The 24,870-nt window shown below is 72.5% G+C and carries 14 protein-coding genes and 2 pseudogenes; 6 read left to right on the forward strand and 10 right to left on the reverse strand.

Annotation, left to right across the window (positions count from 1 at the left end; genetic code table 11):
* The first annotated feature begins 22 nt into the window (after positions 1–22).
* The gene (locus BJY16_RS02930; RefSeq protein ID WP_185037582.1) at positions 23–565 is read left to right on the forward strand and encodes a PAS domain-containing protein; all 543 of its coding nucleotides are present in this window, start codon (positions 23–25) and stop codon (positions 563–565) included.
* Entirely contained in the window at positions 562–1,455 is an 894-nt protein-coding gene (locus tag BJY16_RS48260; RefSeq protein ID WP_275408103.1) for a methyl-accepting chemotaxis protein, read from the forward strand. Before BJY16_RS02930 ends, BJY16_RS48260 begins: the two co-directional genes overlap by 4 nt.
* 73 nt (positions 1,456–1,528) lie before the next feature.
* Here the strand turns inward: BJY16_RS48260 and BJY16_RS02940 are convergent, their stop codons facing one another.
* From BJY16_RS02940 to BJY16_RS02950, 3 genes are all read right to left on the reverse strand, one after another.
* The gene (locus BJY16_RS02940; protein WP_185037583.1) at positions 1,529–2,440 is read right to left on the reverse strand and encodes a ribokinase; all 912 of its coding nucleotides are present in this window, start codon (positions 2,438–2,440) and stop codon (positions 1,529–1,531) included.
* A gap of 121 nt (positions 2,441–2,561) precedes the next feature.
* Positions 2,562–3,386: an ABC transporter ATP-binding protein gene (locus BJY16_RS02945; RefSeq protein ID WP_185037584.1), complete on the reverse strand. Its 825-nt coding sequence runs from the start codon at positions 3,384–3,386 to the stop codon at positions 2,562–2,564.
* A gap of 405 nt (positions 3,387–3,791) precedes the next feature.
* Positions 3,792–4,970, reverse strand: coding sequence for an ROK family transcriptional regulator (locus BJY16_RS02950; RefSeq protein ID WP_185037585.1), 1,179 nt, complete (start codon positions 4,968–4,970; stop codon positions 3,792–3,794).
* 172 nt (positions 4,971–5,142) lie between these two features.
* Here BJY16_RS02950 and BJY16_RS46875 point away from each other — a divergent pair.
* Both BJY16_RS46875 and BJY16_RS02960 read left to right on the forward strand, forming a co-directional pair.
* Positions 5,143–6,147: pseudogene (locus tag BJY16_RS46875) on the forward strand (glycoside hydrolase family 3 N-terminal domain-containing protein); the annotation flags it as partial.
* A gap of 1,344 nt (positions 6,148–7,491) precedes the next feature.
* The gene (locus BJY16_RS02960) at positions 7,492–8,106 is read left to right on the forward strand and encodes a type IV toxin-antitoxin system AbiEi family antitoxin domain-containing protein (protein ID WP_185037587.1); all 615 of its coding nucleotides are present in this window, start codon (positions 7,492–7,494) and stop codon (positions 8,104–8,106) included.
* A 697-nt stretch (positions 8,107–8,803) separates the two neighbouring features.
* On the opposite strand, the gene BJY16_RS02965 is transcribed toward BJY16_RS02960, so the two are convergent.
* A complete protein-coding gene (locus BJY16_RS02965; RefSeq protein ID WP_185037588.1) occupies positions 8,804–13,735 on the reverse strand; it encodes an NAD-glutamate dehydrogenase in 4,932 nt (1,643 codons plus the stop codon).
* A gap of 211 nt (positions 13,736–13,946) precedes the next feature.
* Between BJY16_RS02965 and BJY16_RS02970 the strand changes: the two genes are divergently transcribed.
* On the forward strand, positions 13,947–15,851 hold the full coding sequence (locus BJY16_RS02970; RefSeq protein ID WP_185037589.1) for a penicillin-binding transpeptidase domain-containing protein: 1,905 nt from the start codon (positions 13,947–13,949) through the stop codon (positions 15,849–15,851).
* Between the two features lie 315 nt (positions 15,852–16,166).
* Here the strand turns inward: BJY16_RS02970 and BJY16_RS02975 are convergent.
* From BJY16_RS02975 to BJY16_RS02990, 4 genes and pseudogenes are all read right to left on the reverse strand, one after another.
* A pseudogene (locus BJY16_RS02975) lies at positions 16,167–17,282 on the reverse strand (arginase family protein); the annotation flags it as partial.
* A 33-nt stretch (positions 17,283–17,315) separates the two neighbouring features.
* Complete coding sequence (locus BJY16_RS02980) at positions 17,316–18,254, reverse strand: tetratricopeptide repeat protein (protein ID WP_185037591.1); 939 nt, start codon at positions 18,252–18,254, stop codon at positions 17,316–17,318.
* A gap of 97 nt (positions 18,255–18,351) precedes the next feature.
* On the reverse strand, positions 18,352–20,025 hold the full coding sequence (gene icmA, locus BJY16_RS02985) for a coenzyme B12-dependent isobutyryl-CoA mutase large subunit (protein WP_185037592.1): 1,674 nt from the start codon (positions 20,023–20,025) through the stop codon (positions 18,352–18,354).
* A gap of 168 nt (positions 20,026–20,193) precedes the next feature.
* Positions 20,194–21,396: an FAD-dependent oxidoreductase gene (locus BJY16_RS02990; RefSeq protein WP_239177883.1), complete on the reverse strand. Its 1,203-nt coding sequence runs from the start codon at positions 21,394–21,396 to the stop codon at positions 20,194–20,196.
* 56 nt (positions 21,397–21,452) lie between these two features.
* Here BJY16_RS02990 and BJY16_RS02995 point away from each other — a divergent pair, with 56 nt between their 5' ends.
* Positions 21,453–22,034 (forward strand): PadR family transcriptional regulator, encoded by a 582-nt coding sequence (locus BJY16_RS02995; RefSeq protein WP_185037594.1) that lies wholly within the window; start codon positions 21,453–21,455, stop codon positions 22,032–22,034.
* A 632-nt stretch (positions 22,035–22,666) separates the two neighbouring features.
* On the opposite strand, the gene meaB is transcribed toward BJY16_RS02995, so the two are convergent.
* Together meaB and BJY16_RS03005 are read right to left on the reverse strand one after the other, a co-directional pair.
* Complete coding sequence (meaB, locus tag BJY16_RS03000) at positions 22,667–23,638, reverse strand: methylmalonyl Co-A mutase-associated GTPase MeaB (protein WP_185037595.1); 972 nt, start codon at positions 23,636–23,638, stop codon at positions 22,667–22,669.
* A gap of 40 nt (positions 23,639–23,678) precedes the next feature.
* Complete coding sequence (locus BJY16_RS03005; protein ID WP_185037596.1) at positions 23,679–24,857, reverse strand: acetyl-CoA C-acetyltransferase; 1,179 nt, start codon at positions 24,855–24,857, stop codon at positions 23,679–23,681.
* Positions 24,858–24,870: the final 13 nt, after the last annotated feature.

The following is a 24,870-nucleotide window of genomic DNA, read 5'->3' on the forward strand; positions in this document are numbered from 1 at the left end:
ATTCGGCACGATCAGAAACACCATGAGAGCGACCCGGGTACGGCCCACCGGCATCGAGCGGACCTTCGGCGACCACGAGATGATCGTCACGAAGACCGATCCGCGCGGCGTGATCACCTACGCCAACGACGTCTTCCTGCGGGTGTCCGCGCTGCCCGAGGCCGAGGCGGTCGGCCAGCCGCACAACCTGATCCGGCACCCGGACATGCCGCGCGCGGTGTTCAAGCTGCTCTGGGACGTGCTCGCGGAGCAGCGCGAGATCTTCGCCTACGTGCTGAACCTGGCCGCCGACGGCGCGCACTACTGGGTCCTGGCGCACGTCACGCCGAGTTACGACGCCGGCGGCCGGGTGGTCGGCTACCACTCCAACCGGCGCCGCCCGAGCCCGTCCGCGGTAGCCGCGGTCAGCGACCTGTATGCGAGCCTGCGCGCCGTGGAGGCCCGGCACAGCCACACCCCGGACGCGGTCGCGGCCGGCTACCAGGCGCTTCAGGACACCCTGGCCGACCGCGGCATGGACTACGACGAGCTGGTGTGGTCGCTGACCAACGGGGGCGACCGGTGAGGCCGGCGGCCGACCCGCTGGTCACCATCGCCGAGGTCTGCCGGCGGATGACCGCCGGTGACTTCGAGGCGCGGCTGCCCCCGATCGGCGACACCGAGGCCGCGCTGGCCGCCCGGACCGCGGTGAACGGCCTGCTGGACCGGCTGGACGCGTTCGCCCGGGAGGCCGGCGCCGCCTCCGCCGCGGCCGCCGCCGGCCGCTTCCACCGGCGGTTCCTGACCACCGGGCTGCAGGGCACGTTCCGGCTGGCCGCCGAGCAGATCAACGAGTCGGTGACCGCGATGCGCCGCAACGCCGACCAGATCGCCGCGGCCACCCGCGCCCGGCACGCCCTGGCCGACGAGCTGGAATCCGCGGTGCTGACCGTTTCCGAGCAGGTGGCGACGGCGGCCACCGAGATGGGCGCGTCGGCGAACGGGCTGGCCAGCTTCGCCCGGGGCGCGGTCGCCGACGCCGAGCGCGGGCTGGGCACGGTCACCTCGCTGCGCAGCGCGTCCGAGGAGATCCGGCACGCCGTCGACCTGATCAACCAGGTCGCCTCGCAGACCCGCCTGCTGGCGCTGAACGCGACCATCGAGGCGGCCCGGGCCGGCGAGGCGGGCCGCGGCTTCAGCGTGGTGGCCAACGAGGTGAAGACCCTCGCGAACGAGACCAGCGCGTCCAGCGAGGAGATCATGGGGCAGGTCAACACGGTGCAGCAGACCGCGGCCGAGGCGGTCGGCGTGCTGGAGGCGGTGAGCCGCAGCTTCCGCGAGATCAACAACCTGATCGACGGCATCGCGGTCGCGGTGGACGGCGGCGGCGCGGCCGGCACCACCGGGTTGTCGCAGCTGGCCGAGGTGTTACGCGCCGAGGTCACGCGTTTCTTGACGACCGCACGACAATCCTGAAGATCTTCGTCTGCGCGCGTCCGCTTCGGTGCGGATCGCCTGCTCCCGCGCGGCCTTCATTGCCCGCGGGTGGTCACCGAAGATCAACCGCGAAGATCTCGTCGATCTCGTCGCGGGACGGGAGCGCGACACTGGCGCCGACCTTGCGGACGCAGGCCGCCCCGGCCGCGTTCGCCCAGCGCACCGCCTCGATCAGGTCACGGCCCTCGGCCCAGGCCACGGCGAGCGCGCCGCAGAAGGCGTCACCGGCCGCCGTGGTGTCGGCGACCTCGACCCGATAGGCGGGCACCTGCACGTCCTGGCCGTCCCGGTCGGCATAGCGCGAGCCGTTGCCGCTGAGGGTCAGCACGACCCGGGGCACCAGGGCGAGCAGCGCCGCCATGTCCGAAGCTGATCCACCGGTGATGGCCCGCGCCTCGGTCTCGTTGACCACCAGCAGGTCGACCTGGTCGAGCAGGCCGGGCGGAAGGTCCATGGCCGGCGCGGCGTTCAAAATCGTCCGGGTTCCGGCGGCCCGGCCGGCGGTCAGCGCCGCGGCCACCGTGGCCAGCGGGATCTCCTGCTGGCAGAGCAGCACGTCGGCGCCGGCGACGCAGGCCCGCTCCTCCTCGGTCAGCTCCAGGAACGTCCGGTTGGCGCCCGGGCTGACCAGGATCGAGTTCTCCCCGGCCCGGTCCACCATGATCACGGCGACCCCGGACGAGCCGTAGCTGGTCCGCAGGTGGGTGGTGTCGACGCCGGTCGCCGCCAGGCGCGAGCCCAGCGTCACCCCGAACGAGTCCGACCCGATCGCCCCCAGGAACGTCGTCGTGCCACCCGCCCGGGCGGCCGCGATCGCCTGGTTGGCGCCCTTGCCGCCCGGCGTCATCACGAAGTCGTCGCCGAGCACGGTCTCGCCCGGCCGGGGCAGCTTCTCGGCCAGCCCGACCAGGTCCATGTTCGCGCTGCCGACGACCGCGATCTTCGCTGTCCTCGAAGCGGGCATCTCAGGCCGCCTTCTTTTTCGCTTTCGTCGGCGCGGGCATCTCAGCCCGCTTTGGCTTTCGCTTTCGTCGGCCCGGACATCTCAGGCCGCCTCCGCTTTCGCTGTCGTCGGCGCGGGCGACTCAGGCGGCCCGGGCCGTGTACCGGTCGCCGAACCGGTCCACGACCAGCGGCAGCCCGAACGTCTTCGTCAGGTTCTCCGCGGTCATCACCTCGCCGAGCAGGCCGGCCGCGACCACGCTGCCCTCGCGCAGCAGCAGGCCGTGGGTGAAGCCCGGCGGGATCTCCTCGACGTGGTGGGTGACCAGCACCATGGCCGGCGCGTCCGGGTCGAGGGCCAGCTCGGTGAGGTGCCCGATGAGCACCTCCCGGCCGCCCAGGTCGAGGCCGGCGGTCGGCTCGTCGAGCAGCATCAGCTCCGGGTCGGTCATCAGCGCCCGGGCGATCTGGGTGCGCTTGCGCTCGCCCTCGGAGAGCGTGCCGAACTCCCGGTCCAGGAAGTTGCTCATGCCGAGCTGGGCGAGCAGCTGCCGGGCGCGGGCCTCGTCCTGCGGGTCGTACTCCTCGCGCCAGCGGCCGACCACCGACCAGGCGGCGGTGACGACGACGTCGAGCACCTTCTCCTCCGGCGGGATCCGGTCGGCGAGCCGGCCGGTGGTGATCCCGACCCGGGTGCGCAGCTCGTTGACGTCGACCCGGCCCAGCCGGTCACCCAGCACCCACGCCTGGCCGCGGGTCGGGTGCAGCCGGCCGGAGGCGATGTTGAGCAGGGTAGTCTTGCCGGCCCCGTTCGGACCCAGCACCACCCATCGCTCGTCCAGCTCGACCTGCCAGGACAAACTGTTGATCAGGTGATTCCCGCCGCGGACCACGCTGACGCGGTCGAACGCGATGACGGTGTCCTCATCGGGCGGAACGGTTACGGCAGCCTCAACCACGCCGTCCATCCAACCATGTGCCCACGCCCCCGATCCGTCGGCGTGCCGCCGCTCACCCACGAGGTCACCCACGTCCCGCCAAAGGCACGCCGTCCGCCACCCAGCCACCCCCGAACGCCCCACGCCGAGCGCCCCCGGACCACCCGGCCGGCCCACAATCGCGCCGTCCCGAGCGCGCCAGGGACCACCGCCGCCGGTCCGCAATCGCCCTGCCCCGAACGCGCCACGGAGAACCCCCGCCAGCACGCAATCGACCTGCCCCGAACGCGCTACGGACCACCCCCGCCAGTCCGCAATCGCCCTGCCGCGAACGCGCCGCGGACCCACCCCCGCCAGCCCGCGACCGCCCCGCGCCGAGCGCGCGCCACCGACCGCCCGCGATCGGTCCTTCGCGGGCTGGGCGGCCGGCCCGGGTCAGTCCGTGGTGGAGCCGAAGACCTCGTCGCGGACCGCGTCCAGGGCGGTGTGCAGGGCGCCGAACAGCACCGGGTCGGTGCTCACGCCGGTCACCACCACCTTGGGCGAGACCAGGGTGATCTCGGCGACCTCGCGCTCCACCCGCTCGGCCAGCGCCGGCCCGCCGGCCCGGCCCACCTCACCGGCCAGCACCACCAGCGGCGGGTCGAGCACCAGGCAGGTGGCCGCGACACCGAGGGCGAGCCGGCGGGCCAGCTCGTCCAGCACCGGCTCACCGGCCGGCCCGGCGGCGACCGCGGCGCGCACCACGTCGGCGGCCTCGGCCCCCCGGAACCCGTACTGCTTGCCGATCGCCTTGACCGCCTCGGCCGCGGCCAGCGTCTGGAAGGCGCCCTTCACCCCACGCTTCGACGCGTTGTGCGGCACGTCGGCGCCGCCCACCGGCAGGTAGCCGATCTCACCGGCAGCGCCCGTCGCGCCCTGGTGCAGCCGGCCGTTGATCACGCTGGCCAGACCGACGCCCCGGCCGATCCAGACCAGCGCGAAGTCGGCGACCCCGGTGGCCGCCCCGGTGCTCTGCTCGGCGACCGCGGCCAGGTTCACGTCGTTGCCGAAGACGACCGGCGTGCTCAGGTCCCGGCGCAGGTCGGCGAGCAGCCCGCGGTGCCAGCGCGGCAGGTCCCAGGCGAACGAGATCTCGCCGGACTGCGGGTCGACCAGGCCCGGGGTGCCGAGCACCACCCGGCGTACCGAAGTGATGTCGGTCCCCGCGTCGCTCGCCGCCTGGACCACCGCCTGGTGCACCACGCCGACCGGGTCGTCGGTGTCCTTGGTGCTCAGCTCGGCCCGGCCGATCACCGCTCCGGTGATGTCCGCGCAGGCGGCGACCACGGTGTCCGGGCCGACCTCGACGCCGATCACGTGCGCGCTGCTCGGGGTGACCGCGTAGAGCTGCGCGTTCGGCCCGCGGCCGCCGGCCTGCTCACCGACCCGGCGGACCAGGCCGCGCTCCTCCAGCCGCTCCACCAGCTGGGAGGCGGTGACCTTGCTGAGGCCGGTCAGCTCGCCGAGCTGGGCCCGGGTCAGGGGACCTCGGGTGAGCAGCAGATCCAGCGCCGCGCGGTCGTTGAGAGCACGCAGCAACCGGGGTGTGCCCGGAAGGCGAGTGGCGGCCATGACTCGTTCCCCTAATACTAAAGATTCTTTCCTGTTACAGTGTCGGCGCTCGAAACGCAGCCGCAGCGTAACGGTCGGCAATGTTGCTCGTCCGTACGGTGGCTATCGACTCCGAGCGATCATGGCAGCTCGCCGCCACCGGTGGCCAGAGCCGCGTCATCGAGAGGACACCATGGCCATCGACCCCGGGCTACGCCGACTCGCCCTGCGCACCCTCCTTGCCGCCTTCCCCGGGACGGTCCCGCCCGGCTGGGCGCTCGACCTGCTCGCTGACGGGCTGGCCGGGCACACGCTGTTCGGCACCAACGTCGAGGATCCCGCGCAACTCGCCCGGTTGACCGCAAAACTGCGATCCGCACGCCCGGACGCGCTGGTCGCGATCGACGAGGAGGGTGGCGACGTCACCCGGCTGGGGCATCGGACCGGCAGCCCGTACCCCGGAAATTCCGCTCTCGGCGCGGTAGACGATCAAAGTCTCACCCGCCAGGTGTACGCCGCGATGGGCCGCGACCTGGCCGCCGCCGGGATCAACCTGGACCTCGCGCCGACCGTCGACGTGAACACCGCCGCCGAGAACCCGATCATCGGAACCCGCTCGTTCGGCGCCGACCCGGCCCTGGTCGCCCGGCACACCGGCGCGGCCGTCGAGGGCCTGCAGTCGGCCGGGGTGGCGGCCTGCGCCAAGCACTTCCCCGGCCACGGCGCCACGGTCACCGACTCCCACCTGGAGCTGCCGACCGTCGACGCGCCGATCGGCGTGCTCCGGTCCCGGGACCTCCCTCCGTTCGCCGCGGCGGTGGCGGCCGGCGCGAAGGCCGTGATGAGCGCCCACATCCGGGTCCCGGAACTGACCGGCGACGGCCCCGCCACCTTCAGCCGCGCCGCCCTGGAAGGCCTGCTCCGCGCGGAATACGGCTTCACCGGCGTGATCGTGACCGACGCCCTGGAGATGCGCGGCGCGGCCGGCGCCGCCGGTGGCGTCCCGCAGGCCGCCGTCCGGGCCCTGGCCGCCGGTGCCGACCTGCTGTGCATCGGCGCGCTCGTGGACCGCGACCTGGTCCTCGCCGTCGCCGACGAGATCGCCACCGCCGTCCAGGACGGCCGCCTCCCCGCGTCCCGTCTGGAACAGGCCGCCACCCGCAACGCCGACCTGGCCACCTGGACCGCCCTCACCCGCATCACCGCCCCGCCCTCCCCCAGCGCGATCCACCTGTCCGCTTCCTCTCCGTCTGCCCTCACCGCCCCCGCAACGGCAGCCACCACCGCGGTCCCCGCCTCAGCTACCGCCCTGACTTACGTCACAGCCGTCGCTCTGCCGTCCGCCGCATCGGAGGCCACCGCCGCCTCCGTCGCCTCCACCCCAACGAAGGCCACCACCGGCTCCCTCGCCTCCACCGGCTCCCTCGCCTCCACCGCCGCCACCGCCGTCGCCTCCACCGCTGTCGCCTCCACCGCAACGGAGGCCGGCACCGCGACCGGAGCCCAAGAAGCCACCGCCCTCGCCGCGACTCCGGACGTCGCCTCCGCCGCGACCGCCACGCTCACCTCGACTGAGCTGGGGATCCACGCGGCTCGGCGCGCGCTGCTGATCGAGGGCGACCCGACCGCGGTGGCCGGACCGCTGGTGGTGCAGCTCTCCAGCGGTTACTCGATCGCCGAGGGCAAGGTGCCGTGGGGCCTGCGGCCCTTCCTCGGCGGCGTCGAGCAGATCGAGGTGCCGGCCGCCGACACCACCGCCGACGCGCTGATCGAACGGGCCGCGGGCCGGCCCATCGTGCTGGTCGGCCGCCGGGTGCACCAGGGCGCGGCGAGCCGCGAACTGGCCGAGAAACTCGCCGGGGCCTGGCCGACCGCGATCGTTGAGCTGGGCTGGCCGTCGCCCTGGCGGCCGCAGGGCGCCCGAGCCTTCCTGGTCACCCACGGCGCCAGCCTGGCCAGCAGCCGGGTCGCCGCCGAAGCCCTCGGTCTGGTCGGGTCTGATAACTGAACGTAACGCAGAGACACAGTCACACCCCGTAATTGATGTCCGAAAAACCGGACAACAGACGGATAAGTCCGCTCATCCGAACGGTCAGAGCCCACGCTCAGCACTTCTCACCCGCAGCCCAAGTCACGTAGCGTCATGTCCGCAGGTGGATCTGGGGATGTCGCGGGCCCGCCTCGGGAGCAGTGCGACCCGCGACGCAGATGGTGAGCCGGGCGCGGCGGACTTCGGGAGCAGTCCGCCGCAGCCCGGCCCACCACCATCACTTGCCACGGGCGTCCCGGCAGCAGGCGACCCGCGAGGGCTCAGGGGCCATCCCGGTTCGTGCACCGGCCTGCTGGTGGACAGCCACCCATGCACCTCCTTCTTGCGGTGTTCCGCCCTCCCGCACACCGGGCCACCTCGTGCCTGCCGCGCTCATTTCTTCGCACGCCTCCAAGTCTCCGCCCGCGAATTTCCGCGAACGAGTTATCCACATTGCGCGTCTGTCCACAGGGTCCGAGGCAGCCATCCGCGCCCGGCGGCAGAGTTCCGGGCATGGCACAACTCGACGACATCAGCGGCCGCCAGTGCGGGGTGGTGACCCGCGGGCAGGCCCTCCAGGCCGGCGTCCGACCGGAGACCGTGCGCCGCCACCTCAGGTCCGGCCGCTGGCAGCGGATGATCCCGGGGATCTATGCGACCTTCACCGGCCGCCCGCCACCGGGCGCGAAGCGCTGGGCCGCGGTCCTGCACGCCGGCCCCGGCGCGATGCTGTGCCGCCGTTCCGCGGCGGAGGAGACCGGGCTCGCCGCACCCGGCCGCGGCGCGGTCCACGTGCTGATCCCGGAGACGCGGCGGATCCGTCCGATCGTCGGCATCGTCGCGCACCGTTCCCGGCACGCGGCGGCCCGCCGCGATCCACTCCGCTCCCCGCCGCAGACCCGCGTCGAGGAGACCGTCCTGGACCTGGCCTCGACAGCGCGCACGGCGCCGGAGGGCCTGCACTGGATCATGGCGGCCTGCGTCCGGCGGCTGACCACCCCGGACCGGCTGGCCAGGGCCCTGTCCACCCGTCCCCGCCTACCCCGCCGCAAGGCAGTGGCCGCCTTGCTCGGCATCGCCGCCGATGGCCGGCCCGCGCCCCTGCCGCTCTGGCCACCGCTCAAGTGATCACCACGGCACGCCACGGATAACGCGACACGTCCCGACGGCCGCCGCGTCCCCGCGGCCACCCAGACGGCCCACGCCCGACCTGGCGATCTGGCGATCTGGCGATCTGGCGATCTGGCGACCAGGCGACCAGGCGACCAGGCGACCAGGCGACCAGGCGAGTATCCGCGACCGGTCAGGCATCGGTCGCACCCAGTCGCCGCGGTGCTGTACGCCCCCGGACAGCGCCGCGGCCCGTTCCGAAAGTCTCGGGAAAGGAGCGAGAAAAGCTGCCGGCGGCAACCGGCAGGCCCGGTAATCCGTGCGCCGGGCCGCCCGGGATCGGGACAATCCCGGGCAAGGTCGGCCGGGGCACTAGCCCCCGGCCGACCTTCAACTCTCCCCGGATGGACGAGATCCGGATGACGCATCAAAGCCGCGCGAAAGGACGACCGCGCTGCAGCTGTAGCAGGACTGCGAGCGGAGCGGCCCGCGAGCCGCGCCTAGGACGACCGAGCTGCGGCTGTAGCGGATTGGGAATCGGAGCGGCCCGAGCCGCGCGTAAGGACAACCGCACTGCAGCTGTCGCAGAGCTGGGCACGGAGCGGCCCGCGAGCCGCGCGAAAGGACAGCTGTCGCAGAGCTGGGGAACGGAGCGGCCCGCAAGCCGCGCGGAGGAGACCGCGCGACCGGCGGGCCGCTGAACGTGCGGGCCGGCTCAGTTGGCCGACGAGGTCTTCACCAGCGTGCGGATCTGGCGGAGCAGGACGGACAGCGCCGCCAGGTCCGCCGGGGACTCGTCCACGTCGCCCATCGCGTTCGACGCGCGGGCGATCGACGCGGCGTTGACCTGCTCCCACTGGGAGACCCGGTCCTCCGGGGCGGCCGACTCCGGTGTCGACTGGAGGACCTCCGCCGTGAGGGCGGCCAGCGCCGCGTACAGGTCGTAGCGGAGCGCCATCCGGGCCAGCGTCTGCCAGCGGTCGCCGCGCGGCAGGCGGGAGATGTGCGACAGCAGCGCGTCCACCCCGAACCGCTCGGAGAGCACGAAGTAGACCTGCGCCACCTCGGTCACGTCCCGGTCGATGCCGGCCGCCGTCTCCAGGATGTCCAGCAGGCCGAAGCCGTAGAACACCCGGCTCACCGAGTCCGCCAGGTCGGCCGGCACGTCCTTGCCGGCCAGCATCGCCACCCGCTCCTCGAACGAGCGGCGCTCCGCCCCGACCAGCACCTGCGGCAGCTGCGGCAGCAGGGTGGCCACCCCGGGACGCAGCTTGGCGATCTCGCCCTGCACGTCGATCGGCGAGCGCCGGGTGCTGACCAGCCAGCGGACCGCCCGGTCGAGCAGCCGCCGGGTCTCCAGCAGCGCCAGCGTCTGCGCGGCCGTCGGCACCTTGTTGTCCAGCGCCTCGGCGGCCTTCCAGATGTCGGCGAGCCCGTAGACGTCCCGGATCACCACGAAGGCCCGGATCACGTCGGCCGCGGACGCGCCGCTCTCCTCCATGGCCCGGAAGACGAACGACGTGCCACCCCGGTTGACCACCTCGTTGACCAGCGCCGTCGAGATGATCTCCCGGCGCAGCCGGTGCCCGGCCATCCGGGCGGCGTACCGTTCGCGCAGCGGCGTCGGGAAGTACCGGTGCAGCACCTGGTTGGTCCACGCCTCGTCGACCAGTTCGTCGGCGAGCACCTCCCGCTCCAGGCTGATCTTCACGTACGCCAGCAGCACCGCGAACTCCGGTGCGCTCAGGCCCTCCCCGTTCTCGTACCGAAGAGCCAGCTCTTTGTCCGTGGGCAGCGCCTCCAGCTCGCGGTTCAGCTCGCCGCGCTGCTCCAGCGCGGTCAGCATCCGGCGGTGCACCGGCAGCAGCGAGTGCGCCTGCGCCCGCGCGTTGCCCAGCGCCATCGCCTGCTCGTAGTTGTCCCGCAGGACCAGCGCCCCGACCTCGTCGGTCATCGCGGCCAGCAGCTCGTCCCGCTCGGGCATGCCGAGCTCGCCGTCGACCACCGCCCCGCCGAGCAGGATCTTGATGTTGACCTCGTGGTCGGAGCAGTCCACCCCGGCCGAGTTGTCGATGAAGTCGGTGAAGACGCGGCCGCCGGCCCGGGCGAACTCGATCCGCCCGCGCTGGGTGAGCCCCAGGTTGCCGCCCTCGCCGACCACCTTGACCCGCAGGTCGGCCCCGTTCACCCGGATCGCGTCGTTGCCCTTGTCACCGACGTCGGCGTGCGACTCGGAGGCGGCTTTCACGTAGGTGCCGATGCCGCCGTTGAAGAGCAGGTCGACCGGGGCCTTGAGGATGGCCCGCATCAGCTCGCCGGGGCTGACCGCGGTGACCGACTCGGACAGGTCCAGCGCGGCGCGCACCTGCGGGCTGACCGGGATCGACTTGGCGCCGCGCGGGTACACCCCGCCGCCCTCGCTGATCAGCTTGGTGTCGTAGTCCGCCCAGGACGACCGGGGCAGGTCGAAGAGGCGACGACGTTCGGCGTACGAAACAGCCGGGTCCGGATCCGGATCGAGGAAGATGTGCCGGTGGTCGAACGCGGCCACCAGCTTGATGTGCTCGGACAGCAGCATGCCGTTGCCGAAGACGTCGCCGGACATGTCGCCGACGCCGACCACCGTGAAGTCCTCGGTCTGGGTGTCCTTGCCCAGGTCCCGGAAGTGTTTCTTGACCGACTCCCAGGCGCCCCGGGCGGTGATCCCCATCTTCTTGTGGTCGTAGCCGGCCGAGCCACCGCTGGCGAACGCGTCGCCGAGCCAGAACTCCTTGCCGACCGAGATCTCGTTGGCGATGTCGCTGAACGTCGCGGTGCCCTTGTCCGCGGCCACCACCAGGTAGGGGTCGTCGCCGTCGTGCCGCACCACGTCCTTCGGCGGCACGATCTTGCCGCTGAGGATGTTGTCGGTGACGTCCATCAGCGCGGTGACGAACTGCTTGTAGCACTCCACCGCCTCGTCCCGGTCGCCCGGCTTCTGCTTCAGCACGAAGCCGCCCTTGGCGCCCACCGGCACGATCACCGAGTTCTTCACCATCTGCGCCTTGACCAGGCCGAGCACCTCGGTCCGGAAGTCCTCGCGCCGGTCCGACCAGCGCAGGCCGCCGCGGGCGACGGCGCCGAAGCGCAGGTGCACGCCCTCGAAGCGCGGCGAGTAGACGAAGATCTCGTACTTCGGGCGGGGCTGCGGCAGGTCCGGGATCGCCTCCGGGTTCAGCTTGAACGCGACGTAGGACTTCGGCCGCCCGTCCGCGCCACGCTGGTAGAAGCTGGTCCGCAGGGTGGCCTCGATCAGCGTCAGGTAGGACCGCAGGATCCGGTCCTGGTCCAGGCTGTCCACCTGGTCGAGCAGCTCGGTGATCCGGCCGGCCACCTCGCCGGCGCGGCGGGCCCGCTCACCCTCCCCGATCTGCAGCGCCGGCGAGAAGCGGACCTCGAAGAGTTCCAGCAGCAGCCGCGCGATGTCCGGGTAGGCGATGAAGGTCGACTCCACGTACCGCTGGGAGAAGACGTTCCCGGCCTGGCGGAGATATTTCGCGTACGCCCGCAGCACCACCACCTGCCGCCAGGTCAGCCCGGCCCGCAGCACCAGCTCGTTGAAGCCGTCCACCTCGGCCTCGCCCCGCCAGGTCGACGCGAACGCGTTCTCCACCTGCGGCCGCACCTCGGCCAGCTCGCGGTGCACCTTCGGCGGGCGCAGGCCGAAGTCGTACAGATAGATCAGCCCGTCCTCGCGGCGGATCTCGTACGGCCGCTCGTCGCTCACCTGCACGCCGAGCGAGTGCAGCACCGGCAGCACGGCGGAGAGCATCATCGGCTCGCCGAACCGGTACACCTTGAACCGGATGTCGTGGTCGTCCGGCTGCGGCGCGCCGTCCGGGCCGAGCTTGCGCCGCCGGTAGAGGTGCATCTCCAGCTGGCCGGGCTCCTCGAGCAGCTCCAGCTTGGCCAGGTCCTGCATGCCCTCGTACGGCGTGTGCCCGTTCTTGTAGCTCTCCGGGTAGGCGTGCGCGTACCGCCCGAACAGCTCCTTGGCCGGCTCGTCGCCCAGCTTGCGCTCCAGGACCAGGGAGAAGTCGTCGTCCCACATCCGGGTGGCGTCGGCCAGCAGCTCGGCCAGCGTGTTCGGGTCGAGCTGCCCGGGCGGGTCGGACGGGTCGGTCCGGACGATGAAGTGCACCCGGGCGAGCATCCGCTCGGTCACCCGGGTGGTGTAGTCCACCCCGACCCCGTTCAGCTCGCGGAGCAGGATCTCCTGCATGCGCAGCCGGTTGCCGGTGGTGAACCGGTCCCGGGGCAGGTAGATCAGGCAGGAGATGAACCGGCCGTACCCGTCCCGGCGCAGGAACAGCCGCAGCTGCCGGCGACCGGCCATCCGCAGCACGCCGATGACCGCCTCGTACAGGTCATCGGTCTTGATCTGGAACAGCTCGTCGCGCGGGTAGGTCTCCAGGATCTGCAGCAGGTCCTTGCCGGAGTGGCCGCGCGGCGACAGGCCGGAGCGGTCCATCACCTCGGTGACCTTGCGCTTGACCACCGGCAGCTCGCGGACGCTGGTGCGGTAGGCGGAGCTGGAGAACAGGCCCAGGAAGCGCCGCTCGCCGACCACGTCGCCGTTGCCGTCGAAGACCTTGACGCTGATGTAGTCCAGGTAGGCGGAGCGGTGCACGGTGGCCCGCGAGTTCGCCTTGGTGATCACCAGGAGCCGCTTCTCCATGGCCCGCTCGTAGGCCTCGGGCGCCATGGTGTCCAGCCGCCGCGGCCGGCTCTCGCCGCGCAGGATGCCCAGGCCGGTGCCGTGCACCGCGGTCAGGACCCCGTCGTCCAGCCGGTACTCGCGGTAGCCCAGGAAGGTGAAGTGGTCGTGGGCGAGCCACTTGAGCAGCTCGATCGAGTCGGTGACGTCCTTCTCCGGCACCGGCAGTTTCCGGTCCGAGCCGCGGGCGGCGGCCAGCTCGTCGGCGATCACCAGGGCCCGCTGCCGCATCCGCGGCCAGTCCTCGACCGCCTCGCGCACGTCGGTCAGCACCCGGCGGACCTCGTTGAGCAGCTGGTCGCGGGCGTCCGCGCGGCGGACCGGGTCGATCTCGATCCGGATCCAGCTCTCCACCAGGTCGCCCTCGATGGCGTCGTCCGGCTCGACCTCGGCCTCCAGCTCGCTGAGCGCGCCCAGCGGCTCCCGGCGGACCACGATCAGCGGGTGCACCATCAGGTAGACCTGCAGGTTGTGCGCGGTGAGCAGGGCGATCACCGAGTCGACCAGGAACGGCATGTCGTCGGTGACGATCTGCAGCACGGTGTGTGCCTGCGGGCCGCGCGGCTCGGTCAGGGCCAGTTTCAGCTCGCCCGGCAATCTGTTCCGGGCCAGCTCACGATGCTCGACCGCGGCCGTGAACATCTCCTCCGGGGTGTACCCGACCAGCTCCTCGTCCGGAGCGAACCGCCAGAAGCGGTCGACCAGCGACGCGGTGGTGTGGTCCTCGCCGGCTCGCTCCACCGCCTGGGCGACCAGGCGCTCGGCGTTCGGGAGTGGCTCGTCGAGCTCTCCGGCATCGGTGGACGCACCGAGCCGGCCGGTCAGCGCCCGGCCTCCCGGTGAGTTCAGGGTCTGATCAGAATCAGTCGCTGCCTCGTCGGCGACAGGCATGGTCCGGCGCTCCCCTCACCCACGACACTGTGGGTTCGAACGTGTCGGGCACAGCCTAGAACGCCCGGGCGCGGCAGCTTCACACCCAGGGTGTGCCAGCCCGACAGGTGGGCTGATATGCGAGCTTTCGACCGGTGCGGGGCGGCGCAACTGGCCGCCGGCGACTACCGTGCGATCAGCCCAGCAAGACGTACCCACAGGGGGAAACCTCATGCGCCGCGCCACCGTCGGGATCGCCGCCGTGCTCGTGCTGACCACAGCCGGTCTGGCCGGGTGTTCCGAGGACGAGCCGCAGGACACCGTCGTCACCTTCCTGAACGGGTGGAAGAGCGGCGACCTCAGCAAAGTGGGCTTCGTCACGTCCGCGGGCGGCAAGATCGCCGCGGCCGAGGTGCTGACCAGCATCCAGAGCTTCTACGGCGACCTCAAGGACCAGCCGCTCGCCGTCTCGGTGGCCGGCGACCCGAGCGTGACCGGCGACATCGCCACCACCCCGATCGACGTGAAGTGGACCCTGCCCGGCAACGTCACCTGGGACTACAAGTCCACCGTCCGGATGACGAAGCAGAACGGCGACGGCTGGCAGGTGATCTGGGAGCCGGCCGTGCTGCAGCCCGACCTGGAGGCCGGCGAGAAGTTCCGGCTGCGCCGCGAGCCCGCCAAGCGCGGCACCATCCTGGACGCGAGCGGCAAGCCGCTGGTCGGCCCCCAGCAGGTCGTCGTGATCGGGGTCAGCCCGGAGAAGATCAAGGATCTGCCGGCGCTGACCAAGTCGCTGACCGCCGCGTTCCGGAAGATCGGCGTCGACGTCGACCTCAAGGACCTCAAGGACCGGGTCGCCAAGGCCGACACGGGCGCCTTCCTCGATCTGGTCAGCCTGCGCCGGGCCGACTACGACAAGATCAGATCTACGGTACGACCACTGCCCGGCACCGTGTTCCGCGAGGAGACCCGCCAGCTCGCCCCGACCCGCGCCTTCGCCCGTGCCCTGCTCGGCACGGCGGACGCGGCCACCAAGGACGACCTGGAGAAACGCCCCGAGGAGCTGACCACCGGCGACGTGGTCGGGCACGGTGGCCTGCAGGAGAAGTACGACCAGGTGCTGCGTGGCGCCCCCGGCCTGTCCGTGGTGGCCTCCGCCGAGGCGGCCGACGCGTCCACCGAGGAGAAGCCGATCTTCACGGCCAAGCCGGTGGACGGCAAGGACATCAAGATCTCGATCGACACCACCACGCAGAACGCCGCCGACCAGGCGCTCGCCAAGCAGAAACAGCCCAGCTCGCTGGTCGCGCTGCGGATCAGCGACGGCGCGGTGCTCGCGGTGGCCAACGGGCCGGACCCGGGCGGGGTGAACACCGCGCTGACCGGGCAGGTGCCGCCCGGCTCGACGTACAAGATGGTGTCGTCGTACGGACTGCTGTCCACCGGGAAGGTCACCGCGGACACCGTGGTGGACTGCCCGAAGACGCGGACCGTGGACGGCCGGACCTTCAAGAACTCGCACGACGAGGAGCTCGGCAAGGTCCCGTTTCACGTCGACTTCGCCAAGTCCTGCAACACCGCGTTCGTCGGCCTGGCCCCGCAGCTCGGCGCCGAGGGCCTGCGGCAGGCGTCCAGCACGCTGGGCATCGGCGGCGACTGGAACATCGGGATCGACGCGTTCACCGGGAAGGTGTCCGACGGCGCCAGCCCGACCGAGCTGGCCGCCGCCACCTTCGGCCAGGGCAGCACCGCGGTCAGCCCGATCGCGATGGCCGCCGCCACCGCGGCCGTGGCCAAGGGCGGTTTCCAGCCGCCCAAGCTGGTCCTCGACCCGGCCCCGGCACCAGCCGGCAGCAGCGGCACGCTGGACGCCAAGGCGGTGAGCGCGCTGCAGTCGATGATGCGGGAGGTGGTCACCGGCGGCACCGGCACCGCGCTGAAGGCGGTCCCGGGCAAGCCGGTCTACGGCAAGACCGGCACCGCCGAGTTCGCCGACGGCTCCGACGAGACGCACTCGTGGTTCATCGGGTACCAGGGTGATGTGGCCTTCGCGGTGATGGTGCAGAAGGGCGGCGCCGGCTCGGAGGCGGCCGTCCCGATCGTCAAGGACTTCCTCACCACGCTGGCGAAGTAGTCAGGCCACACCCGTCGGACCGGCCGGGCCGAAACCCGGGGTGTGCAGGGTCAGCGCCCCGGCGGCCGGCGGGTCGGCCGGGGGCCGCGGGCGCAGCATCCCGGGGCGGGTGGCCGGCAACGGCTCCGAGTCGAGCAGCGGGGCGGAGCCGAGCGGCCGGGGAAGCAGGCGGATCCCGGCCGGCTCCTCGTCGAGCTGCGGCTCCTCGTGCTGCTCTTCCTCGTCCTGTGCTTCCTCGGGCTGCTCCTCGCCGACCGCCTCTTCGTGGAGCGGCTCTTCATGGAGCTGCTCTTCGTGGAGCGGCTCTTCGTCGAGCGGCTCCTCGCCGACCGTCTCGAACGCGGCTCCGGGTTCCTCGGCCCGCTCCCCGGGCTCGGGGGTGTCCCCGCTGCTCACGAGCTCCTCGGGCTCGGGCAGCACCGCGGGCTCGGCCGGCACCTCGGGCTCGGCCGGCACGGCGCCGGGTCCCGACGGACGCGCCAGATCCCGGCGGGCGGCGATCAGATCCGGTCGGGGCGTCACCGTGCGCACCGGCGCCAGCCCGCTCACCACCGCCGAGGTGATCTCCCCCGCGTACCGCCCGTCCGGGTCGTAGTCCGGGTCGAAGACGGTGATCTCCACGCCCAGGCAGTGCGGCGACTCGACCAGCCCGGTGAGCAGCAGCTCCAGCTCCGGGAAGGCGATGCCCCCGGGGTCCGGCGCGTCCACCGCCGGCATCACCGCCGGGTCGAGCACGTCGACGTCCACGTGCACCCAGTAGCCGGCGCAGTCGACGAGTTGGTCGCGGGCCCACTGCGCGCTGCGCGCCGCCCCCTCGGCCCGCAGCATCGGCACCGGGCGGGTCACGATCCCGGCGGCCTGCAGATCGAGCCGGTATTCGTCCTGGGCGCGGATGCCGAGCACCACCACGTCGACATCCCGGAAGTACGGCCGGCGGCTCTCGATCGCCGCCAGGTCGGCCTGCCCGCGGCCGGTGACCAGGGCCAGGTCCTCACCCGCGGCGGCGCCGACATAGGACGCGTTCCCGGGGTGCCGGAAGTCCGAGTGACCGTCCACGAAGACCAGCCCGATCCGGCCGCCGACCGCCTCGCCGAGCCGGTGCATGGCCAGCCCGGAACCGATCAGGATCGAGCAGTCGCCGCCCAGGATCACCGGGAACTCGCCGCCGTCGATGATCGCGCCGATCCGGTCGGCGAGCGCGCGCGAGTACGCCGCGATCTCCGGGGCGTGCGCGACGCCGTCGCCGGGCCGCCAGTCACCCGGGTCGTAGCGCGGCGGGGTGAGGCAGCCGGCGTCCCGGGCGCCGAGCCGGGTCAGCAGACCGTGGTCGCGGAGGGCGCCGGGCGCCTTGGCACAGCCCGGCACCGACGTCGCGGTCGGCGGGCGCAGGCCGAGATTGGACGGCGCGTCCAGAACGGCGATGCGTCGCACGACGCCCTCCCGCTTCCTCGATAACTGTGTGGGCTAGAAGAGTGCGCTGGCCAGGGCACGCCGCGCGCCGGCCACGGCCGGGTCGTCCGGACCGGCCACCGCGAACAGCGACAGCAGGTGCTTGCGCACCGCGTCCCGCTCCTCGCCGCTGGTCCGCTTGACCAGCGTGACCAGCCGCGCGTAGGCCTGCTCGGCCTGGCCGCTGAGCACCTCGACGTCGGCGGCCAGCCGCTGCGCCTCCAGGTCGGCCGGATCGGCCTCGGCCCGGGCCAGGATCGACGCCGGGTCCTGCCCGTTGATCCGCCGGTACAGCTCGACCTGGGCCAGCCCGGCCTCGGCGGCCGCGTCGGCCGGCGACTCGGCGAGAATCTTCTTGTACGCCGCCTCGGCCGCGTCCAGGTCGCCCACCATCAGCGCGTCGTCGGCCGCGTCCAGCCGCGGGTCCTCCGGCGCGGCACCGGCCGTGCTCACCCCGGCCGCCTTGAGCACCGCGTCGATGTACTGCTTGATCTGGACCTCGGGCAGCACGCCGGTGAAGCCCTCGACCGGCTGCCCGCCGATCACCGCGAGCACCATCGGGATGCCCTGCACCCGGAACGCCTGGGCGAGCCGCGGGTTGGCGTCCACATCGACCCGGCCGAGCACCCACGCGCCCTGGCCCTCGACGGCGAGTTTCTCCAGCACCGGGGAGAGCTGCTTGCACGGCCCGCACCAGTCGGCCCAGAAGTCGAGGATCACCGGGGTGTCGAGCGACCGCTCCAGCACGGTGGTCTGGAAATCGGCCTCGGTGACATCGATGATCGTCTCCGGGGCGAGGCCCGGGAGGGTGCTCGGCACGGCACCGCTCGGGGCGCCGTCGGAGGCGGCGGGACGGCTCGGCGCGGCCGGCTTGGCCGGCGCCGGGGTACGCAGCGCGCTGAGATCGACCGCGCCGCGGGTGAAGATCGACGGAGTGGTCCGTGGGTCGCTCATGGTTACCTAGTCTCGCACGCTGTCCGGCCTGTTCGCGCCGCCGCCGGGCGGCCGATATCGGACGTCACAGAGCGACCCCGCGGACCCTCCACGACGGTCAGAAGCGGGCCGGCTCCCGGTAGACGCCCCACTCGCCCCGCAAGGCGTCACAGATCTCGCCGAGCGTCGCCTCGGCGCGGGCCGCCTCGAGCATCGCCGGGATCATGTTCGCCGAGGTCCGGGACACCGCGACCAGCTCCTCCAGGGCGCTCTTCACCCGCCCCTCGTCGCGCTCGGCCCGGCGCGCGCCGAGCACCCGCCGCTGCTCCACCTCGACCTCGTGGGAGACCCGGAGGATCTCCAGCTCCTTGGCGACCGTGCCGGTGTGCGCGTTGACGCCGACGATCCGCTTCTCGTTCTTCTCCAGGGCCTGCTGGTACGCGAACGCGGCCTCGGCGATGTGCGCGGTGAACCAGCCGTCCTCGATGCCGCGCAGAATCCCGGCGGTGATGCTGCCGTCGTGCCCGAGCCCGCGGATCCGCTCGAAGATCTCCTCGGCCTCCGCCTCGATCCGGTCGGTGAGCGCCTCCACGTACCACGAGCCGCCGAGCGGGTCGGCCACATTGACCACCCCGGTCTCCTCCATCAGCACCTGCTGGGTGCGCAGCGCGATCTCGGCGGACTCGTCGGTGGGCAGCGCCAGCGTCTCGTCCAGCGCGTTGGTGTGCAGCGAGTTGGTGCCGCCGAGGACCGCGGCGAGCGCCTCGACCGCGGTGCGCACCACGTTGTTCACCGGCTGCTGGGCGGTCAGCGAGACCCCGGCGGTCTGCGTGTGGAACTTCAGCCACAACGCTTTCTCGCTGGTCGCCCCGTAGTCGTCGCGCAGGTGCCGGGCCCAGATCCGGCGCGCCGCGCGGAACTTGGCGATCTCCTCGAAGAAGTCGATGTGCGAGTCGAAGAAGAAGCTCAGCCCGGGCGCGAACTGGTTGACGTCGAGCCCGCGGGACAGCCCCAGCTCGACGTAGCCGAAGCCGTCGGCCAGCGTGTACGCCAACTCCTGCGCGGCGGTCGCCCCGGCCTCGCGGATGTGGTAGCCGCTGACCGACAGCGGCTTGTACTTCGGGATCTCCCGCGCGCAGTACTCCATCAGGTCGCCGATCAGGCGCAGGTGCGGCTCCGGGGCGAAGAGCCACTCCTTCTGCGCGATGTACTCCTTGAAGATGTCGGTCTGCAGCGTGCCGTCCAGCTTGCTCAGGTCGGCGCCCTGCCGCTCGGCGGCCACCAGGTACATCACGAAGATCGGGACGGCCGGACCGGAGATGGTCATGCTGGTCGTCACGTCCTGCAGCGGGATCCCGTCGAACAGCACGTCCATGTCGGCCGCCGAGTCGATCGCCACCCCGCAGTGCCCGACCTCACCGAGCGCCTGCGCGTCGTCCGAGTCGCGGCCCATCAGGGTCGGCATGTCGAAGGCGACGCTGAGCCCGCCGCCGCCGGCCGCCAGGATCATCTTGTAGCGCTCGTTGGTCTGCCGCGCGTTGCCGAACCCGGCGAACTGCCGGATCGTCCAGGTCCGCCCCCGGTAACCGGTCGGGTAGAGCCCGCGCGTGTAGGGGAACTCGCCGGGCCAGCCGATCCGCTCGAAACCGGGGTGGGTGGCCCCGGCCGGTGGGCCGTAGACCGGCTCCACCTGGTTGCCGGAAAGCGTGGTGAAGTCGGCGTCCCGCTTGCGGGCGGCGTCGTAGCGGCGCTGCCAGCGCTCACGGCCGGCCTCGATGTCGGCTGCGTCCATGCGCCCCATCTTAGAGGCACAACTGAACGATTACTAAGGTCGCGATGGACAACAGGACAAGGGTTTTCCCCACTACCGCCAGGTAACCGGAGCGGGAAGAGTCCGGGTGGGAACCCTTTCCATCCCCACCGGCCCCGGCAGCGCCCGCCACGCTGCCGGGGTCGCCGCTCAGGTCCCGGCCGGCAGCGGGGGCAGCCGGTGCTCGAAGATCCAGGCCTGCGGATCGCCCTTGCGCTGCAGCAGCCGGAAGACCAGCGGCATCATCGCGTCCCGGATCGCCGCCCCGACCGGACCCTGCACCTTGCTGCTGTTGCCCCGCCGCCCGTGCGCCGCCACCTTCTCCACCCGGGGACGACGAGCTTTCTCGTACGCCGTCAGCCCCGCCCCGATCGGCACCCGGCCCCGCAGGCTGTGACCGAGCACCACGGCGTCCTCCAGTGCCTGCGAGGCACCCTGCCCGGAGGTCGGCGCCATCGCGTGCGCGGCATCCCCGACCAGCACGATCCGGTCGTCGTGCCAGACCCGTACCGGGCCCATGTCCTCGGTGTTCCACGGCCCGACCACCTCGTCGCTGAGCCGGATCAACTCGGCGGCCGGCGACGACGGATCGCCCTCGAACAGCTCGATCAGGTGCGCCTTCCAGGTCTCGGCGGTGAACGCGCCGGGCTCGACCGGCCGCTTGCTCGGCGGGTTGGCGAACCACCAGACCGACCCGTCCGGCGCGGTCGCCCAGCCGAAGAACGCCCGCCGGCCGAAGGCCATCTGCATCACGCCGGGCGGCGGCGCCAGCCGCGGCTCGACCGGCCCGGCGGTGAACCCGCCGGCGTTGAGCAGCCCGAGGTAGTGCGGCGCGGGCGCGCCCGGATCCAGGGACCGCCGGGTGCGCGACCGCAGCCCGTCGGCGCCGACGAGCAGGTCGGCACGCACCCGACGGCCGTCGGCGAACTCCGCGCCGGCCCCGTCCGGCCCGGACACCGCCCGGGTCAGCGCGGCGCCGTAGACCACCGGGATGCCGCGTGCCTCGGCCTCGTCACGCATCGCGGCGTAGAGGTCGGAGCGCCGGATGGTCAGCGTCCCCGGGCCGGACGCCTCCCGGCCCAGCGACATCTCGGCGAGCACCCGCCCGGACGCGCCGCGCAGCGCCATGGCCGGCGTCGGAAAGCCCTTGGCCAGCACCTTCTCCGGGGACAAGCCGAGCGAACGGAGCGCGGCCAGCCCGTTCACCGCGACGGTGAGGAACGCGCCGCGCTCGTCGGCGACGCTGCGCTCGTGACGCTCGTGGATCACCGGGTCGAACCCGGCGTGACGCAGGGCGATGGCCGCCGCGGTGCCGGCGATGCCACCCCCGATCACGGCAGCTGTGTTAGTCATAAAATGACTATCCATACAATGACTACGGTACGTCAAGGGATCGTAGGCTGCTTGGCATGAAGCGCTCCCCACTTGCGATGCTGCTGCTGGCGCTGCTGGTGGAAGCGCCGATGCACCCGTACCGGATGCAGCAGGTGATCAAGGAGCGCGGTCAGGACCAACTGGTCAACGTGGCCCAGCGCAACAGCGTCTACCAGGCCCTCGACCGGCTGGTCCGGGAGGGACTGGCGCGCGCCGGTGAGACCACCCGGGAAGCCGGGCGGCCGGAGCGGACCGTCTACGAGATCACCGAGGAGGGCAGCGCGACCCTCCGCCGCTGGCTGCTGGAGATGCTGCCGGCGCCGGCCCGGGAGTTCCCCGAGTTCCCGGTGGCGCTCGCCTTCCTGGCCATGCTCACCCCACCGGAGACCCGGCACCTGCTGGACCGCCGGATCGACGCGGTCACCGAACGACTCGCGGCGATCGAGGCGCAGGCCCCGCCTGGCCTGCCCCGGCTGTTCCTGCTCGAGGACGAATACCGGGCCGCCCTGCTCCGCGCCGAGCTGGACTGGTTGCGCGGGGTCGTCCGCGATCTGGACGACGGCACGCTGACCTGGGACCTGACCCTGATCCAGGAGACCCTCGCCCGGTTCCCCTGACCCGCCGCCCCGAGCCGACCCGGCCCGGCCCGGCCCGGCCCAAAAGATTCGCCCGGCCGGCTGGATAAGGACCCGCAAGATTCGCCCGGCTGGTTAGATCCGCTCAGCCCGCCAACTCCCCCGGCCGGCCAAATTCGCCCGGCCCGCCACCTGGCCCAGCCCGCCAACCGGCCCAGCCCGCGATCACACGGCGGGGAACAGGACCGTCGGTGCCAACCGACCCAGCCCGCCCACTGGCCCAGCCCGCCCACCCAGGGGGCCACCACCCGCTGAGCAGTGTGGCCGAATGGCGAGATGCGGGCGGGCGCCCTGTGGACAGAGCAGGATTGTGGACAGCGGGCGCGCGCTTCGGACAGACCAGGATTGCGGACAGCCGAGGCCTCAGCGGGCGCGCGCTTCGGACGAACCAGAATTGCGGACAGCCGAGCCGTCAGCGGGCGCGCGGTTCGAACAGACCAGGATTGCGGACAGCCGAGGCGTCAGCGGGCGCGCCCTTCGAACAGACCAGAACCGGTGGACGGCCGAAACATTAGCGGGCAGGCGCCCTTCGCACACACCACAACGGCGGACAGCCGAAACGCCCAGCGGGCAGGCGCGCCTCGAACACCAGAACGGGGCGGACAGCCGAGACGTCAGCGGGCGGCGCCCGCGTCCAACCCGGCGAGCAGCTCATCCGCCGCGGCATAGGGGTCGAGCGCCCCGTCCGCCACCCGGGCGGCCAGGTCGGCCAGCGCCGTCCCCCCGCGCAGGTCGCCCATCCGGGCCCGCAGCGTGCCCAGGGCCAGCGCGGAGATCTCCGCCTCGGCGCGGCGTTCGCGGCGGGACCGCAGCTCGCCGTTCGCCTCCATCCAGTGGCGGTGCTTCTCGATCGCGGCGACCACCTCGTCGACGCCCTCGCCCTTGACCGCGACCGCGCGGACCACCTGCGGCCGCCACTCGCCGGCGCCGCGCTCGCCGAGCGCCAGCATGCCCTGGATGTCGCGGTAGGTGTTGTCCGCGCCCGGGCGGTCCGCCTTGTTGATCACGAAGACGTCGGCAATCTCCAGCACGCCGGCCTTGACCGCCTGGATCGCGTCGCCCATGCCCGGGGCGAGCAGCACCAGCGTGGTGTCGGCGAGCGAGGCGATCTCCACCTCGGCCTGCCCGACGCCGACCGTCTCGACCAGCACCACGTCGCAGCCGGCGCCCTCGAGGACCCGGACGGCCTGCGGGGTGGCCGCGGAGAGACCGCCGAGCTGTCCGCGACTGGACATCGAGCGGATGTACACGCCCGGGTCGGCGGTGTGCTCCTGCATGCGCACCCGGTCGCCCAGGATGGCGCCGCCGGTGAACGGGCTGGACGGGTCGACGGCCAGCACTCCGACCCGGTGGCCGGCCTGGCGCAGCGCCCGGACCAGCTCGTTCGTGGTGGTCGATTTGCCCACGCCGGGGGCGCCGGTCAGCCCGACCACCTGGGCCCGGCCGGCGTAGGGCGCCATCGCGGCGGCGACCTCGGGCAGCGCCGGGTCGCCGTTCTCCACCAGGCTGATCAGCCGGGCCACCGACCGCGGGTCGCCCTCCCGGGCCTTGCTGACCAGGGAGGGCACATCGCGGGGTCGGCTCATGCCGGCCCTCCGGTGCCGGGCCGGGTGAGGTCGCAGTGGGTCACGACGACACTTTAATGATCAGAGCGTCGCCCTGACCGCCACCGCCGCAGAGACCCGCCGCACCGGTCCCGCCGCCGCGGCGCTTCAGCTCCAGGGCCAGGGTGAGCACCAGCCGGGCGCCGGACATCCCGATCGGGTGGCCGAGGGCGATCGCGCCACCGTTGACGTTCACCTTGTCCTGGTCGACCTTGAGCTCGCGCATCGACTGGATGACCACCTGGGCGAACGCCTCGTTGATCTCGACCAGGTCGAGGTCCTCGACGATCAGCCGGGCCTTCTCCAGCGCGTGCTTGATCGCGTTCGCCGGCTGGGACTGCAGCGAGCTGTCCGGGCCGGCCACGTTGCCGTGCGCGGTGATCTCGGCGAGCCAGGTCAGACCCAGCTCCTCAGCCTTGGCCCGGCTCATCACCACGACCGCGGCGGCGCCGTCGGAGATCGGCGAGGCGGTGGCCGCGGTGATCGTGCCGTCCGCGGTGAACGCCGGGCGCAGCTTGGCCAGCGACTCGCCGGTGGTGCCGGGCCGGACGCCCTCGTCGGTGTCGATCAGCGTCTCGGCTTTCTTGTCCCCGGACGGCAGCGGCGCGATCTCCTCGGCGAACCGGCCCTCGGCCTGCGCGGCGGCCGCCCGCCGGTGGCTGAGCGCGCCCCACTCGTCCTGCTCGGCCCGGGTGATGTTCAGCCCGGCGCCGCTGAGCTCGGTGGACTCGCCCATCGAGACGCCGGCCCACGGGTCGGTGAGCCCGTCCAGCGCCATGTGGTCGCGGACCGTGACGTCGCCGAACTTGGTGCCCTGCCGCTGGTTGATCAGGTGCGGGGCGTTGGTCATCGACTCCATGCCGCCGGCCACCACGATCTCGCACTCGCCGGCCCGGATCAGCTGGTCGGCCAGCGCGATCGCGTCCAGCCCGGAGAGACACACCTTGTTGATGGTGAGCGCCGGGGTGGTCATCGGGATGCCGGCCGCGACGGCCGCCTGGCGGGCCGGGATCTGCCCGCAGCCGGCCTGCAGCACCTGGCCCATGATGACGTACTGCACCTGGTCGGGGGAGACACCGCCGCGGGCCAGGGCGGCGGCGATGGCGTGCCCGCCGAGGGCGGTGGCGGGCAGGTGCCGGAGGTTGCCCAGCAGGCGCCCCATCGGGGTACGGGCGCCACTGACGATCACGGAGCTGGTCACGGTATGTCCGATC

The sequence above is a fragment of the Actinoplanes octamycinicus genome (genome assembly GCF_014205225.1).
GTDB classification, from domain to species: domain Bacteria; phylum Actinomycetota; class Actinomycetes; order Mycobacteriales; family Micromonosporaceae; genus Actinoplanes; species Actinoplanes octamycinicus.

Excerpts from the sequence above, each read along its gene's own strand:
- icmA (WP_185037592.1), bottom strand. The coding sequence starts at position 20,025 with ATGGACGCAGCCGACATCGAGGCCGGCCGTGAGCGCTGGCAGCGCCGC.
- BJY16_RS02970 (WP_185037589.1), top strand. The coding sequence starts at position 13,947 with ATGCGCCGCGCCACCGTCGGGATCGCCGCCGTGCTCGTGCTGACCACA.
- BJY16_RS02950 (WP_185037585.1), bottom strand. The coding sequence starts at position 4,970 with ATGGCCGCCACTCGCCTTCCGGGCACACCCCGGTTGCTGCGTGCTCTC.
- BJY16_RS02930 (WP_185037582.1), top strand. The coding sequence starts at position 23 with ATGAGAGCGACCCGGGTACGGCCCACCGGCATCGAGCGGACCTTCGGC.
- BJY16_RS02980 (WP_185037591.1), bottom strand. The coding sequence starts at position 18,254 with ATGAGCGACCCACGGACCACTCCGTCGATCTTCACCCGCGGCGCGGTC.
- BJY16_RS02960 (WP_185037587.1), top strand. The coding sequence starts at position 7,492 with ATGGCACAACTCGACGACATCAGCGGCCGCCAGTGCGGGGTGGTGACC.
- BJY16_RS02995 (WP_185037594.1), top strand. The coding sequence starts at position 21,453 with ATGAAGCGCTCCCCACTTGCGATGCTGCTGCTGGCGCTGCTGGTGGAA.
- BJY16_RS02940 (WP_185037583.1), bottom strand. The coding sequence starts at position 2,440 with ATGCCCGCTTCGAGGACAGCGAAGATCGCGGTCGTCGGCAGCGCGAAC.
- meaB (WP_185037595.1), bottom strand. The coding sequence starts at position 23,638 with ATGAGCCGACCCCGCGATGTGCCCTCCCTGGTCAGCAAGGCCCGGGAG.
- BJY16_RS02945 (WP_185037584.1), bottom strand. The coding sequence starts at position 3,386 with ATGGACGGCGTGGTTGAGGCTGCCGTAACCGTTCCGCCCGATGAGGAC.
- BJY16_RS02990 (WP_239177883.1), bottom strand. The coding sequence starts at position 21,396 with ATGACTAACACAGCTGCCGTGATCGGGGGTGGCATCGCCGGCACCGCG.
- BJY16_RS02965 (WP_185037588.1), bottom strand. The coding sequence starts at position 13,735 with ATGCCTGTCGCCGACGAGGCAGCGACTGATTCTGATCAGACCCTGAAC.